Origin of the sequence: Pseudovibrio denitrificans JCM 12308, assembly GCF_001310815.1 — a bacterium.
GTDB classification, from domain to species: domain Bacteria; phylum Pseudomonadota; class Alphaproteobacteria; order Rhizobiales; family Stappiaceae; genus Pseudovibrio; species Pseudovibrio denitrificans.
This window is the reverse complement of the sequence record NZ_BAZK01000009.1, coordinates 158823-171678: the sequence shown is the minus strand read 5'-3', so window position 1 is coordinate 171678 and position 12856 is coordinate 158823. Positions and strand designations below refer to the sequence as shown.

Annotated in this window: 12 protein-coding genes; 3 read left to right on the top strand and 9 right to left on the bottom strand. The window is 52.1% G+C overall.

The features are described 5' to 3' along the window. The first annotated feature begins 162 nt into the window (after positions 1 to 162). Positions 163 to 1650 (top strand): MocR-like pyridoxine biosynthesis transcription factor PdxR, encoded by a 1488-nt coding sequence (pdxR, locus tag JCM12308_RS14190; protein WP_054784196.1) that lies wholly within the window; start codon positions 163 to 165, stop codon positions 1648 to 1650. A 33-nt stretch (positions 1651 to 1683) separates the two neighbouring features. Here pdxR and JCM12308_RS14185 read toward each other — a convergent pair whose 3' ends face one another. After that, positions 1684 to 3297, bottom strand: a complete 1614-nt coding sequence (locus tag JCM12308_RS14185) for a BCCT family transporter (RefSeq protein WP_128647410.1) — start codon at positions 3295 to 3297, stop codon at positions 1684 to 1686. 155 nt (positions 3298 to 3452) lie between these two features. Next, entirely contained in the window at positions 3453 to 4802 is a 1350-nt protein-coding gene (locus tag JCM12308_RS14180; protein ID WP_054784195.1) for an FAD-dependent oxidoreductase, read from the bottom strand. Positions 4803 to 5266: 464 nt separating this feature from the next. Between JCM12308_RS14180 and JCM12308_RS14175 the strand changes: the two genes are divergently transcribed. After that, positions 5267 to 5923: a GntR family transcriptional regulator gene (locus JCM12308_RS14175; protein ID WP_054784194.1), complete on the top strand. Its 657-nt coding sequence runs from the start codon at positions 5267 to 5269 to the stop codon at positions 5921 to 5923. A gap of 37 nt (positions 5924 to 5960) precedes the next feature. On the opposite strand, the gene JCM12308_RS14170 is transcribed toward JCM12308_RS14175, so the two are convergent. From JCM12308_RS14170 to JCM12308_RS32770, 6 genes are all read right to left on the bottom strand, one after another. Further along, a complete protein-coding gene (locus JCM12308_RS14170) occupies positions 5961 to 7268 on the bottom strand; it encodes a TRAP transporter large permease (protein WP_054784193.1) in 1308 nt (435 codons plus the stop codon). Positions 7269 to 7270: 2 nt separating this feature from the next. Then, positions 7271 to 7921: a TRAP transporter small permease gene (locus JCM12308_RS14165; protein ID WP_054784192.1), complete on the bottom strand. Its 651-nt coding sequence runs from the start codon at positions 7919 to 7921 to the stop codon at positions 7271 to 7273. A 52-nt stretch (positions 7922 to 7973) separates the two neighbouring features. Then, a complete protein-coding gene (gene dctP, locus JCM12308_RS14160) occupies positions 7974 to 8984 on the bottom strand; it encodes a TRAP transporter substrate-binding protein DctP (protein WP_054784191.1) in 1011 nt (336 codons plus the stop codon). A gap of 455 nt (positions 8985 to 9439) precedes the next feature. Further along, positions 9440 to 10609 carry a diaminopropionate ammonia-lyase gene (locus tag JCM12308_RS14155; RefSeq protein ID WP_054784190.1) on the bottom strand — a complete coding sequence of 390 codons (1170 nt, stop codon included), beginning with the start codon at positions 10607 to 10609 and terminating at the stop codon, positions 9440 to 9442. Positions 10610 to 10622: 13 nt separating this feature from the next. Continuing rightward, positions 10623 to 11024, bottom strand: a complete 402-nt coding sequence (locus tag JCM12308_RS32775) for a M20/M25/M40 family metallo-hydrolase (RefSeq protein WP_306303347.1) — start codon at positions 11022 to 11024, stop codon at positions 10623 to 10625. A 62-nt stretch (positions 11025 to 11086) separates the two neighbouring features. Continuing rightward, complete coding sequence (locus JCM12308_RS32770; protein ID WP_306303346.1) at positions 11087 to 11764, bottom strand: amidohydrolase; 678 nt, start codon at positions 11762 to 11764, stop codon at positions 11087 to 11089. A 113-nt stretch (positions 11765 to 11877) separates the two neighbouring features. Between JCM12308_RS32770 and JCM12308_RS14145 the strand changes: the two genes are divergently transcribed. Beyond that, on the top strand, positions 11878 to 12339 hold the full coding sequence (locus tag JCM12308_RS14145; protein ID WP_054784189.1) for an Lrp/AsnC family transcriptional regulator: 462 nt from the start codon (positions 11878 to 11880) through the stop codon (positions 12337 to 12339). A 117-nt stretch (positions 12340 to 12456) separates the two neighbouring features. Here JCM12308_RS14145 and JCM12308_RS32325 read toward each other — a convergent pair whose 3' ends face one another. Beyond that, a complete protein-coding gene (locus JCM12308_RS32325) occupies positions 12457 to 12855 on the bottom strand; it encodes a dehydroquinate synthase/iron-containing alcohol dehydrogenase family protein (RefSeq protein ID WP_444544400.1) in 399 nt (132 codons plus the stop codon). Between the last annotated feature and the right edge of the window lies 1 nt (position 12856).

The window sequence follows — 12856 nt, the reverse complement described above, 5'->3', positions numbered from 1 at the left end:
TTCAGCTTCCCGTTAATGTCAGAGGAGCTGGAGAGCGTTTGTGGTGCCTCTTTGCCCTTCTGAATTGAGAGGCAGTCTATTTTTGATTGTCATTTTATTTTATATACAGTAACTCTCTTCCATATATACAGTTTAGCTGACTGGATTTGGAAAGAGAAGAAAATGTACGCCAACCTGATCCGAATTGACCGAAGTTCATCCGAGAGTTTGCAGACACAAATTCGGCGTCAGCTGGCGATTGCGATTGTGAACCGACAGTTTCCCATTCATCGTCCCTTACCTTCTATTCGTAAGCTTTCCAAAGACTTAGAGGTAAGTGTCACAACAGTTTCACTGGCCTATGAGAGCCTGAAGCAGGATGGGTTTGTGGAGAGCCGAGACCGGGCTGGCATCTACATCCGCGAAGATGCATTGCTCTCCAGTCAGGCCTCGCAAAATCTGTACACATCACCTGCCAATAGTAGTGATACAGATGTGATTAAGATGGACTTCAACTCGCATTTTCGCGGACGGAGTTTCAACATGCCTCGTGTGGTGAAGCCAAGTGACAGTCTCGTCCGGTTTCGCTTCCCGTTCATCTGTGGGCTGATCGATCCAAACCTGTTCCCGATTGCCAGCTGGCGCGAGTGTATTCGCGACTCAGTCAATGTGGTGGAGATGCGAAACTGGGCGACAGATTACTCCTCCATTGATGATGAGCTGCTTGTTGAGCAGCTCATGCAGCGTGTGCTGTCCAAGCGCGGGATCATCGCCCACCCGGAAGAAATCCTGATCACATTGGGCGGGCAGCAAGCGTTGTACCTTGCCGTGAAGCTGTTGCTACGGACAGGTGAGACGATCGGCATAGAAGATCCAGGATATCCGGACATTTTGAACATGGCGCAGATGGAAAACCTGAATGTGCGCAGGTTGCCGATTGATAAAGGTGGGATGATCCTGAGTGATGAGATCAACCAATGCAAATGCCTTTACACCACACCGAGCCATCAGTTTCCGACCACTGTCACCATGCCTGTTGAGCGACGGGAAGAGCTGCTGCGCATCACGGCGCAAAATCGTCAGTTCATCATCGAGGATGATTACGAGGCAGAGATCGCCTTCGACAAGACACCACCGCCTGCCCTCAAAAGCCTGGATCGATGTGGGAACGTGATTTATGCGGGCAGCCTGTCCAAGAGTCTGATGCCGGGGCTGCGCATTGGCTATCTGGTGGCAGACAGGGAGTTTATCCGCGAGGCAAAAGCACTTCGCCACCACATTTTGCGACATCCGCCCGTCAACAACCAGCGCAGTGTCGCCCTGTTCCTACAGCGGGGCTACTTTGACCGGTTCCTCGCAAAAATCTCGAATGAATACAAAACCAGATGCAAGACGATGCATCAGTCACTTGAGGCACATTTTCCGGGCGCTTCTGTACTGCCAGAGTTTGGTGGGGGAAGCATCTGGTTGAAATTACCGGAAGACATTGATGCCGGGAAGCTACAGCAGAAGGTGATGGAGTCCAGCGTTTACTTTGAAACAGGTGGCTTCACCTTCTCCAATCCAAGTGAGAACCTGAACCATATCCGTCTGGGATATTCGGTGATCGATAACGCGCTTATTCCGGAGGGAATTGAGCTTATTGCAAAAGCAGCTTTGAGGGAAAAATAAAAGAGGCAGCGATTGCTGCCTCTCTCAGGGGTCTTAGAGTTCTGCGGTTTTCACCGTCAGAGATCCGTCTTCATGCCGCTCGATGGCGGTGTATTTGGAGCGGAACAAGTGCGGGAAGTCTTTGCGAGCTGCCTTGACCATGCAGTAGGTCGCAAGGAAGCTGAGTGCAACGAGTGGCACCGTTGGCACCAGAGCCAGCGTGACAACCACATCCAGACCGCCAACAAGGATCACACCGAAGCTGATTGCAATGATGATTGCGCACCAGATCAGGCGGGAAGAGGTTGAAGGCTCAATGTCGCCGCTGATGTTCTTGTTGGTCATGGACGCCAGGTTACGGGTACAAGCTTCAATCGTGGTGATCACGAAGATTGCCACCATCACCAGATAGATTGGCACAGCCAGTGCTGGAAGCGGAGTGTTGCTCAATGCCAGTGCGACTGTGGACGGAATGCCGTGCTCATTGAAGTTTGCGGCAAGATCAACAGTACCGGAGAGCTGAAGCTGAACAGCGAAAGCACCCAGAATTGCAAAGAATACGAAGGCAGACAAGGAGCCGTAACCAACGCAGCCCAGCACAACGTTCTTCAGAGTTCTGCCGCGAGACACACATGCCACGAACAGGCCCATCTGAGGTGCATATGCAATGTACCAAGCCATGTAGAACACGCTCTGGTCCTGCGCATAACCGTTGGACAGGCCATAGGTATCTGTCCAGGTGAACACGTGCGGCATCAACTCCATTGCATTACCGAAGATGCTTGTGAAGCTGTTCATGATGTAAGCCGTTGGGCCAAACAGGATCATCGCACCCAGCACCACAACAACAAGCCAGCCGTTGAAGTCTGAGAGCAGTTTCATCCCTTTCGAAATGGTTTTGGAAAGAGAGTACATGGTCAACGCGCCGAAGAAGAGCAGAACGCCGACTTCCACGAACATGGTGTGCTCAATACCGATGAATACGGAAAGCAAACCAGCCAGCAGCGGAATAGCAAGACCAAGGGTCGTACCGATACCACCGATAAGACCGAAAACAGCGAATGCATTGATTGCGGTACCGATTGGTCCTTCAACCCGCTTTTGACCAAGGATTGGCTCAAAGCAAAGCGCAAAACGCTGAACCTTTGGCTTACGTGCAAACAAGAAGTACGCAAATGGAAGGCCGAGCGCCATGTAGCCAACCCAAAGGAATGGTCCCCAGTGGATCAAGCCATAAGCAAGCGCATCTTCAGCAGCCTTTGCAGAGAATGGTTCTGCACCAGCAGGAGCTGAGGCCATGGTAATCATAGGCTCAACCATGGACCAGTTGACCACGCCGATACCGAAACCGGCTGCCAGGATCATGAAAGCCCAGCTTGAATCGTTGAAGGCTGGTTTATCGTCTGCATTGCCCAGCTTTACGTTGGCCAGTGGGCCAAAGGCCACCCATGCCAGAAAGAACAGGCCAATGGTGCCGTAAGCCATGTATGCCCAGCCAAAGCTGTGCGACACGAAGTTATTGATTGCTGTGATGTAAGGATTGAGTGCCTCACCCATCAGGATCATCGGAATGATGATCGCAAGGCTGAAGAGTAGACTTGGCAAGAAAATGGACTTGTCCAAGCTGGGCTTAAGTATCTCCCCCTTATTTGTGGTTGGTTTTGTCATGGGTTCCTCCAAAGCCATAATATCTCTCCCGATGTTTGGCCTTCAGACAAAGGTTTCGGCGGCGTCAGGCCGCACGAGCCCCTTTGCAGGAAGCAGCATCCTTACGGCTACAGCTTCCTACAGTTACTTGTGGTCAGTTTGAATGTGACTAGGTGCTACAATGCGCTGTTATTCACGCGCATTTTCTGGCGGATTTGCTCCGGATCCAGATCTTTGTATTTCACTGCGCTTTCGAGTGAAATTTTGGTTGCGACAGCCGCTGCGTGCCCCATCTCAAAGCACTGAGCCGTCACGCGGGCAGATGCCAGCGCCTCATGCTCTGCGCTCAGGCAACGGCCCGCGACAATTGTATTGTCCAACTCCTCAGGAACAAGCGTGCCCCAAGGGATCTCGTAGTAGTCGTTCATCAGCCAATGCAGCTTACTCTGCTTGCCAGCATGCAACTCGATTGGCCAGGATGAGCGGGCAATGCCGTCCGCTGGCTTTTCGCAGTTCACGACCTGATCGTTTGTCAGTGTTTTCGTGCCACGGATCGTCCGGGTCTGGCGCACGCCGATCTCCGGCGGCATGTCGATCAGCTGTGTTTTCTCAAAGCCCTCAACGTTCTCCTTGAAGAAGGCATGATAGTCACGGGCTGAGCGGCGGCCATAGATCTCCGCATAGGTTCGGTCAGCTGGATTGATGACATTCAGCATCCGGCCACCTTGCCCCGCAAGGCGAGTGCAGTTCATCAAAAACACACCGTCCTGCGGTGTTGGGAAGACCCAGACCTTGTCCCGCGGCAGATGACGTTCACCACTTGCGTTGACTTCGCGGATCTTCTCGGTGACTTCAGGCGGTGAAATGGTGTCCTCACCAAAGACCTTGTAAAAACCTTCGGCTTCCACGTTGGAAAGACGGAACATCATGGTTGGGTTCTGGATGTTACCCTTGTCGCCATAAGAATGCTCGCATCCAGCTTTTGCCAGTACAGCGGCATCACCTGTCGCATCAATGAAAGCTTTGGCTTTCAGGAAGGTGCTCCCGGCTGAACTCTCCAGTTTGATCGCTTTGATGCGTTGATCCTCTCTCATCACCTCAGTGATAAGGCAGTGATACAAACATGTTACACCAGCTTCTTCCAGCAGATCATCGGCTACTTCGCGCCAACGCAGTGGGTCGAATGTCAACACATGCGTGTTGCCGTAGATCTGGGGCTCTGTAACGCCCTGCTTGCCTTCTAGTCTCTGACGAAACTCTTCTGCAAAACCAAAGACGACCTGCTTAGGTGTTTTCTTGGCAATTTCATCCTGCGTCAGATACAGACCGCAAATCGTCCCAGACAGACCTGCTGTTGCAGCGCCACCGCAAAAGCCATTCTTCTCGACAAGGATTGTTTTAAGGCCATCCCGGGCGCTCATCACAGCCGCAGCAACACCTGCCGGGCCACCTCCACACACCACAACATCAGCCTCGTCCAACACCGGACTGTCGACTGCGCTTAATGCTAATTCCTTCCAAGCCATATCGCCACTCACATATAAGATAACATATTGTTATATAACGCTAATATGAGAGGATGAGCTGACTTATGAGCCTCTCTTCCTAACTAACATATTGTGAAACACATCACGAAGAGCGGGCACTGACAAAAGTAGAAGAACGTACATACAGTCAGCTGAAATAGTCACTGACAGTTTTGTGGTGAGCAACTTCAAATTCTCACTCACACAAAAAATATCTTTACAAAACAGATAGATAAGCGAGCACCTATCGAAGTGGCTGTTATGCTATATGTATACAGATAGAAATTGCACAACAATCATCTGTGCATATACTTGCGCACAGCTAAGCACTATTACCAGATATACAGTTTGAAACTTATCCTAAGTACAAATGTGGAAATAAACAGATTGCTTCACTCGCAGATTCCATTGCTCTAGCTTCACCGCCAGAATTTACATGCCAGCTTAAGCAAGCGGAGCACCAGGTGTCTGATTTCCAAGCAACAACACAAGCAGCTTTTGCCAAGGCTGAGATAGAGCGCAAAGTCATTTTCAGGGAGCTGGATACGGAGCAGCTTTACTCAGAAAACAAACTCTCTGCCATATTACAGCTTGGACGCACTCCCGTCAGAGAAGCCCTTCAGGCTCTTGAGCAGGAAGACATGCTGAAAGTGCATGCACGAAAGGGTGTCGAGTTTCTGGAGATTTCAGCAGCGCAGCAACTTCAGCTTTTGGAGATCCGCAAAGAGATTGAACCGACTTGCATCAAATATGCGATCCTGCGTGGTAGCAGCGAACACCGCGTTCATATGCTGCAACTGGCACAGAACATTTTGGAAAGTGCGCAAGGTGATGAAGATGCTAGCCTGCTGGAGGCTTTGCGAGGCATTCACTTCGCCATTACCAATGCCAGCGGCAACCCATACTTCCACCATGCGCTTGCCCGTGTGCAGAGCCAATCCCGCCGGTTCTGGTTTGCCAATAAAACGCGTGACGACACCATGGTCTGCAGCCAGTTTCACGCAGACATCATGCGCTCAGTCGCTATTGGCAATGAGGTTGCTGCGAAGGAGCAACTCTTGAAGCTTCATGAATATCTTGCTGGAAGTGCGCTGAAAGTCATCAAACTCTCAGCCAACTGATCCTCTGCGATGAGATCACCGCAGAGGATGGGATGGATTAAACGTCGATACCCATGATCAGTCTTGGCAGAGCCAGCGACAGTTCCGGGAAGAAGGTGACGATGAGAACCATCGGCAGATGCCCAAGCAGCAGGAACTTGAGTGTGATGCCCACATACTTATCCAGCGTGAGCTTGCTCACCCCGGCGGCCATATAGAGCATGGGCGCACACGGTGGGGATACATTCCCCAGCCCCAGATTGGTGCCAACAATCGCTGCAAAGTGAATTGGATGAACGCCAATCTCCGTTGCCACCGGAAGCAATACAATTGCCGCCAACACACTGCCGGATACATCATCCACGATCATACCAATGAGCAGCAAAATAAGGTTGATCAGCAACAGGATCAGGATCTTGTTTTCCGTCAGCGAGATCAGCACCTCAGCCACTTCACGCGGCACCTGCTGCAGGATCATCGCCCGGCTCATCACAAACAGAAAGAACAACACTGCGATGATGGAACTTGTGGTGATCGCCGCCCGCACAAAGGCCGCCGGAATATCTTTGAAGCTCAGCCCTTTATAGATGAACACCCCAACAACAATCGCATAAACCAGTGAGATTGCAGCAGCTTCTGTTGGCGTTGCGATACCGCTGTAAATCACCCCCAACACCAATAATGGCATCATCAGCGCCCAGAATGCCTTCAGCCCGCTGCTGGCAACATTCTGCGCTGCTTCCTTAAATGGCAAAGGCTCCTCCACCTGAATGGTATCCACCTTGCGCAGGAAGAAGAAGTTGAGGGCGATGTAAACCAGAGCCAGCAGGACACCCGGAATAACCGTCGATAGGAACGCCGCCCCAACGGACAAGCCACCCGTCACTGCAAACACAATCATCGGAATAGACGGCGGGATCATCAACGCCAGCACAGAAGAACACGCTACCAACGCCGTTGCGTGGCCAACCGGATAGCCTTCCTTCACCATCCGCGGGATCATGATCTGCCCAATCGCCGCAATGGCGGCAGATGATGAGCCAGAGATCGCACCGAACAAGGCACAGGTGATCACAGTCACCGCGCCAAGCCCACCTTTCATGCGCCCGACAAACGCATTCACGAAACTGAGCAGTCGATCTGAGATGCCACCTTCAGCCATCAGTGTTCCAGCCAGCACGAACAAGGGCAGCGCCAGCAGAGCGAAGCTGAGCGTGGTCTGATAGGCGTAAGGGATCAGGAAGGAAACGTTTGAGTCTGAAGCAATGCCGAACACCAGCGCGCCAACACCAAATGCAAATGCGATTGGCATTTCAGCCAGCAACAGCACGACGATAAGCAGAAGAGAGGCAAGAAAAATGAACATGATTAGCCCTTCTTCACGACTGAAAGTCTTGTTTTAAGGTCAATGGTTTGATTGATGGCTTGCAGCGAGAGGTAGATGATCGTGCCTGCAAATCCGATGATCATGGAGGCAGACCACAGCCCTTTTGGCCAGCGCATGTAAGAGCTTGCGCGCCCACGCTCTATTTCAAAGATCGCGTACTTGCTGGCATAATACCCAAACACTAGACAGGCAGCGATGCTGGCCAGTGTCATGATCAAGCGGATGCTCTGGATCTTTCGCGGACTTTTGATCAACAGTGTCACGATGCCACCGTGAATGTGCTCTCCATTACGGGTCACATAAGCAAGCCCCAGAAAGTAAAACCAGGCCCCCATCAGCAGAGCAAGCTCTTCAATACCGACAAACGGCAGCGCAAACACATAGCGAAGCAGAACCTGCACAAACATGATTGCGGCAAGACCAATGCCCATCGACACCAGACCAAAATACAGAGATCTTTCCAGAAGCCGCTCCGCTTTTAGCAGCCTAGTCATGCTTCTGGATTGCGGACCTTCTGGGATTGCGGTGACATGATCCGGCGGTTCTGTTTCGGTAATTTCCGGATCATAGATGAATGAAGCGACCTGCACCGGCGCACGCGGGTGCTGTTTAGACTCGCGGTTCACGGTCATATGCCTCCCAACCGAAGACCGGAGCACACTCCGGCCTTCTCTTCAATTATTATTAGTTTGCAGCAGCTTGACGGATTTGGCTCATGATCTCAGAGCCAATGATTTTCTCCATGGCTGGCCATTCCGTTTCATGAGCAATCTTGCGCGCAGCTGCCTGCTGGGCATCATCCAGCTCAACCACCTTGATCCCGGCATCTCTGGCTTTTTGCAGGAACTCTTCGCTCTTTGCCTGCGCTTCTCCCCAGGACCACTCAAGTGTGGTGTCGATCGCAGTTTGCAGAGCTTCACGATCAGCTGTTTCAAGGCCTTCCCACCAGTCCTTGTTCACCAGCCAGAAGGCGTGCTCGAAATAGTCATTGGTGAGGATGTTGGTTTCCAGAACGTCACGCAGTGAATACGTCTCAACCGCGGTTGAGAATGAACGCGCATCGACCGTACCAAGCTGAAGGGCGGTGTAAACCTCTGCCAGCGGGATCGGAACAGCTGAGAAACCCAGATTGTTGAAGCGTTCCACTGCCATCGGCAGACCCGGAACACGGATCTTCAAACCATTGGCATCAGCAGGAAAATTGACCGGCACCTTGCCAACGCCTTTGCGGATCACGACAGAACCAAAATCCGTTGGAATAATCCCTACCGCATGCAAGCCAAGTTCATGAAGAATACCGTTGTAGATATCCAGCATATCTGAGCCCGGACCATAGAGCTTCTGCGCCTGTTCCCAATTGGAAACCACGTAGCCGAGGTAAGCGAGATCCAACCGGCCATCAAACTCAGATGCACCCCATGTGAGGCTCATTGGCACAACACCCTGCATGGACTGCTCAAATAGGGAGGTCCAGTCACCAAGATCGCCACCAGGATGATAATCAATGTTGATGGCTTTACCGTCCAGCTCTCCCATAAAACGCTCGGAAAGCGCGTGGAATACGTGATCTGTATTCATCGCATGTGCCAAGATCAGGCTTTCTTCCGCTTGCGCCTGTCCACCAGCGAATCCAGCCATGCCAAGTGACAGAGCCAATGCCGTTGTGCGTGAAAATCTCTTAAGTGCCCCAATCATATCCTCTCCCTTTCTGAAAGCAGCTTTTTATGTTGCTTCAGTCAGAGACCGCAGAACGGGAGACACGACACCTCATTTCCGGAAAGGATCTTTCCAGATGAACAAGACAAACATTTGCGAAGGTATGCAGACAGACTGATCCAACACCAGAGCATTTGCTCGTAGCTTAATTTGGCTCATCAACGAAAGCCGCTGCGGGGTTCGCGCACTTGTCGCCACTGCCCCGGATCAGTTCCAGTTCTCTTCACACTCCTGCTACGGTTCCCAACCAAAGCAAGTGAAGCTTCCAGCAAAACCAAGGCCCAATGCCTTAACTCCGCTCATCCTCTCCACCCCCAAAACCATACCCCGCATCCGCATACCTGCTTATATACAGTTTGATTTTCCATTGGGTGCAATGGGTGAGATAAGCAAAACAGACTTGAGGATGTAAGACTAATCAACCACTGTTCAGGCTAGCTATTTCCCATAATCTGAGCATAGATCTCAGGATCGGTGACGCCTTCTGAGCCGATCAGGAGGATTCTGGAGTCTGGAGTTAAGCCTAGCTCAGAGCAGAGCTCTGGGTCTTTGGAGGCTTCGATCACTGCGGCGAGGCCAGCGACGCCGCTTTCGCCTGCCTCAATGGCTGGGTCATTGCCAAGTGGGTGTGCGAGGCGGCGCATTGTTGTGGCGATCAGATCATCGCTGATGGTGAGGAAATGCGAGCATTCGCTGCTCAGGATTTCCCAGGCCATTGGGGAGGGAACGCCACAGGACAGGCCTGCCATGATCGTTTCTTCGCCAATTTCAACGGATACGGCCTGTCGCTGCTTGGCGCTATCAAACAGACAAGCAGCAAGGTCCGGTTCAACAATGCAGACTTTTGGGGCTTCATCCTTCCAGTGCTGCCGCAATGAAGCAGCGACAGCAGCTGCCATGCCCCCTACTCCGGCCTGCAAAAATACGTGGGTCGGCGGGCTTTCAAGATCATTAAATATCTCGTGGGTCATGACACCATAGCCAGCCATGACATCCCTTGGAGGCTCTGTATAGCCGGGCCAGGATGTATCAGAAACCACGAACCAGCCAGCTGCCTCCGCTTCACTCCGGCACGTTTCAACGGACGCATCATAGTCGCCATCGATACGAATGACTTCCGCACCCAGCTCCTGCATCGCTTGCTCACGGCCCTGACTGACTTCCGCATGGATATAGATTTTGCAAGGCACGCCAAATCTCTGGCATCCCCAGGCAAGAGACCGTCCATGATTGCCATCGGTTGCGGATGCCAAGGTGATGCGGCTCACCTGATCTGCGCAGTGCCCCTCACGAATATCTGAGAGGGAGACTTCTTCTCCGGTGCGGCGTGATACTTCCCGCTGCAGAACGCGCAATGCAGCATAGGCACCGCCTAGGGCCTTGAAGCTTCCAAGACCAAAACGGGGACCTTCATGTTTGTAGAGGATCGCCCCTACCCCGACTTCCTGCGCCAGAGACGGCAGAGAAAACAACGGGCTGGATTCATATCCTTCCCACTGGGTGATCTCGGCAATCGCCTGGACAAAAGCAGTTTCGGGCAAAACGGAGAGTGCTGCCGGGCCGAAATTTGGAGACCCCTGAATATGTGAGATGCTTTTGGACATGGGATACTCCTGCTTATTTGCCTTTTGGGAGACGCTGCTTTGCCAATTCAGCCCAGAACCGAGCCCCCGTCTCCAGAAGCTCATCGTTGAAATCATAATCAGCTGCATGCAATGGTTTGGCGTGGGCACCTTCCGTGCCATTTCCAATCAGAAGAAAACAACCGGGAACTTGTGCAGCAAAATTTGCGAAGTCCTCAGAAAACGTCATGGAAGGGCGCGCACCGTCATGCTCCAGCCCCATCGTTCTGGCTGCTTCAATCACATGAGAAGCGGCATCGGCATCATTGATCGCTTCAATGAACTCCGTGCGGAACTCCACTGAAACATCGACACCATGGCTCACACCAATACCCTCTGCGATCTGCCTCAGATGGGTCTCGACCTGTTTTCGGTGTTCTGGAGCAGCAGCGCGCACTTCCCCCTTCAGCAGTGTGTGACCCGGCAGGACGTTGCGCTGACCATCTGTGATAAACTCGGTTACTGAAACAACAGCACCAGAAGACGGTGGCAGCTTTCGGGAGACGATGGTTTGAAGCGCCAGAACAGCTCAGCAGCTGGGGTCATTGTCTCACGGCCAGCCTGGGGCATTGAGGCATGCCCGCCCTGCCCATTGATCGTGATCTCAAACAGACTTTCACTGAAGCAGATCACCCCTGCCCGGGTAGATACCCGCCCAACAGGCTCGCCGGGCAGGTTGTGCAGACCATAAACCTCATCAATCGGAAAGTTCCGCAAGACACCCTCATCAATCATGGCCTGGGCACCTAAACCATGCTCTTCATTGGGCTGGAACAGGAGCACAACTGTTCCATCAAACTCAGGAGATTTGGCCAGAAGCTCCGCAGCCCCCAGAAGCATGGTGGTGTGTCCATCATGGCCACAGGCATGCATCACGCCCTCATTACGAGACCGGTGCGCAAACTCGTTAAGTTCGGTGATCGGAAGCGCATCAAAGTCCGCGCGTATGCCGATGGCTTTATGGCTGTTACCGGCTCTTAGGACGCCGACAACACCGATGCCCTCGTGGGTTTCAATGCCCAGATCACGCAGATGGCGAGCGATCCGTGCCTTGGTCCACTCCTCTTGAAAGCCGAGCTCAGGATTTTGATGAAACTCATGCCGAAGGGCCTGAAGACGATGCGCAAAGTCAGCCATGAAGTTCTCCCGAGAGGCGGCGTGCTGCAATTCAATTGGTAATCTGAATTAGTACTTCATCAGTCGTGAAAAATGCGCTGAATATGAGCGCTTGATATGCAATAATCTTTCACATGACGCCTCTAGACTCATATGACCACGCCATTTTGCGCATACTCCAAGCAGACAACCGCACCTCTCAGCAAAAGATTGGCGAGGCCGTCAACTTATCCGCCCCTTCCGTCCAGCGCCGCATCCGGCGTATGGAAGCCGAAGGGGTTATTGCTGCCAATGTTGCTGTGGTTGATCCAGCAATGGTGGGGCTACCGATCACAATTTTTGTTGAAGTAGAACTGGTCAGCGAACTGCCAACCGACATCGACGCAGCCAAGCAAATCTTCCGCGATGCCCCAGAAGTCCAGCAATGCTTCTATGTGACCGGAGAGATCGATTTCGTGCTGGTCGTCGTCGTTGAAAGCATGTCAGCATACGAAGAGTTCACTCGCCACATTTTCTTCAAAAACGGAAACATCAAAAAATTCAAAACCTTCGTTTCGATGGATCCAATTAAGACAGGGGTGAAGGTTTCTGTTTGATGGGCATATCTCTAAGAGACTTATAGTTTGTAGCTGACTGTCGCGTTTGTTTCTCCCCATCCAAAGACAAGGATGAAACTAAACGCGACGGCCTCAGAGCTAATCAAGATACATCGCTCACTTCAGCCCGATCTGGTGGGCGGAGAGCATGGCGGCGTAGACCATTTCTGGGGTGACGGGGAAAGGCATGTTGTGGATGGTTTCGCCTTCTGCGCAGGAGGCTTCTGCGACTTCCATGAGTTTGGCATGGTCCAGTTCTTTGACGCCCATGTCGAACAGATTGGTTGGAAGACCAACGGAGCGGCAGAGGGTGAGGACTTCTTGGATTTCTTCCATTGGTGCATTTTCAAGAAGCATCTGGGTCAGTGTACCAAAAGCAACCTTTTCGCCGTGATAGAGATGATGGCATTCTTCCAGTTTTGTCAGGCCGTTATGGATGGCATGAGCGGCGGCAAGACCAGAACTTTCGAAGCCAAGACCGGAGAGTAAAGTATTGGCTTCAATAATGTTTTTCACT